We start from the raw sequence: 2,382 nt of genomic DNA on the forward strand, positions 1-2,382 counted from the left end.
CAAATTCAAATATTAGTTAAACTGTTAAATCGTCCCGATGTGGATCATGTGGTCAACTCTTGTGATGCAGATAGAGAGGGTGAGCTTATCTATCGTGAATTATATGAATATGCAGGTGTGAATAAGCGAGAATCCCGTCTTTTTATCTCTTCCTATGAAGCCGCAGAATTAGAAGGAGCATTAAACCGATTAGAACCAGGAACAGACTATGACGGGCTTGCACAATCGGCTAAAGCAAGGCAATACCTGGATTATATTCTAGGGATTAATGTTACAAGAGGCTGTACATCCAAACTAGCAAGAAACCAATTCTTATTGGCTTCTGGTCGTGTTCAAATGTGTATCTTGAATGAAATCCGTCAAAGGGAAATCGCTATTCAAAATTATAAAGAACAAACCTATTACAATTTAAAGCTACTAACGGAAAACGGTTTATCACCAGTAATGAAAACAGAAGATCAACTGATAGATCCATCGCCACTACAAAAGCTTGGAGATAGCTTGACAGAAACGAATGTAATTGTAACGGAATTTAAAGAAAGCAATAGAAAAAAGAAACCAAAATTACTATATAACTTAACGGATATCTACAAAGATGCTCACGCCAAACTGAAGATAAATGCGGAAACAACAAAAAAGCATATTCAGAGTTTGTATGAAGAAGGCTTTATCACATATCCTCGTTCTTCATCCAGGCACTTACCTACAGAACAAGTGGAACGAGTGAAAGAAGTAATGGCAGCATTAGAAAAAAGCGCCTATGCAAATCTTGTACAACAAGTATCTCCATCTTCTATTACGAAAAAACATACGACTTTTAATGATGAATTAGTCAGTAGTCACTTTGCCATCATCCCAACAACAAAATTATATGTCGGGACCAACCGAAATCCATTAGAAAAGCAGTTATATGACTTGATTGTAAAACGATTCATCGGAAACTTTATGAAACCAGCAATCTATCTGGTGAGAGAAGTGCATTTTATAGATCAAGAGGGCAACACATACAGTACAAAAGAGAAAATCCTACAAGAGAAAGGGTTTCTAAGTGTATTTCAAGAGGATATAGAAGAGGGATCAGTTGAAGCATTTCAGATACCTGTTTTAAGAGAAGGGGATTCTTTTAGAATCGTTCAGTATGACTTGATTGAGTCACGAACAAAGAAACCAGCCTTTCATACGGAAAGTTCCATTTTAACCTTTATGGAGACGGCAGGTCGTAAATTAGATGATGAACATTTGAAGGAACTCATGAAAGGAAAACGGATTGGGACAGTCGCAACGGAAGAAACATTTATTCCAAAATTGTTAGAGCGAAGCTATATTGATGTCACAAACAATCAGATTCGAACTACTCATATTGGTCGTGCGTTTATAGATGCTTTTCCGGTAGATGAAATCAAAAATCCAGCTTATACGGCTGAAATGGAAGGAATGATTTATATGATCGAAAAGAAAGAAATGAAATATGAGGAATTTGTAGAGAAAACAAATACATTTGTAAAGGATACGGTAGAACAACTAGGCGCAATGGATGATAAGGTGTCGGATAACATTATTAATACTTGGAATCAGCAAATTGAAGTGTGCAAATGCCCTTGTAGAAAAGGAAAAATCCTTCATAAAGGTAATTTTTATGGATGCAGTAACTATCCAGAATGTGAAATCTCCTTACCGAAAAAAATTAAAGAAAAAGCGATTCCGGAGGCGCAAGCGAAAAAGTTGTTTGAGGATAAGAAAACGGATCTATTAAAAGGGTTTAAGTCCAATGAGAAGGAGTTTTCCGCTTATCTAGTGCTACATGAAGGAAAAGTGAAATTTCAGTTCCCAACACAAGAGGAGCTGTCATTTGGTAAATGTCCAAAATGTAAAAAAGGAGATATCCTACATCGTAAAACATTTTACGGATGCACGGAGCATAAAAACGGATGTGATTTTATGTTGCCAGCCAAGATGAAAGGGAAAGCAATCCCTGGTAATCAGATGAAGAAGTTAATTCAGTATAAAACAACGGATTTTATAAACGGCTTTCAAGGAGAGAAGGGAGAATTTACGGCAGCTATCTATATGGAAGCGGACGGAAGTTTGAAATTCCGTTTTCCAACGACTGAAGATCGTACCATTGGTAAATGTCCATTGTGTAAGAGTAGGGTTCTTGTAGGGAAAAGTAACTACTTATGTGAGAAATACAAAAAAGGCTGTGACTTCATTATTTTTGGTACATTCTCTGGTAAAAATTTAAGTAGTAACCATGTGAAAAAGTTATTAGAAAAGAATGTAACGGATCAGATCAAAGGGTTTATCTCAAACAAAAACGGGAAGAAATTTGACGCTCGTTTATCATACAGCGTACAGGAGAAACGATTAAAATTTTTATTCGGC

Annotated in this window: 1 protein-coding gene; it reads left to right on the plus strand. The window is 36.3% G+C overall.

Features of this window, described 5'->3' with window-relative positions:
- Positions 1-2,382, plus strand: a 2,382-nt coding sequence (locus CN409_RS30665; RefSeq protein ID WP_098217975.1) for a type IA DNA topoisomerase, incomplete at both ends; no start/stop codon positions are given.

Source organism: Bacillus sp. AFS012607 (assembly GCF_002558005.1).
Classification (GTDB): Bacteria; Bacillota; Bacilli; order Bacillales; family Bacillaceae_G; genus Bacillus_A; species Bacillus_A thuringiensis_S.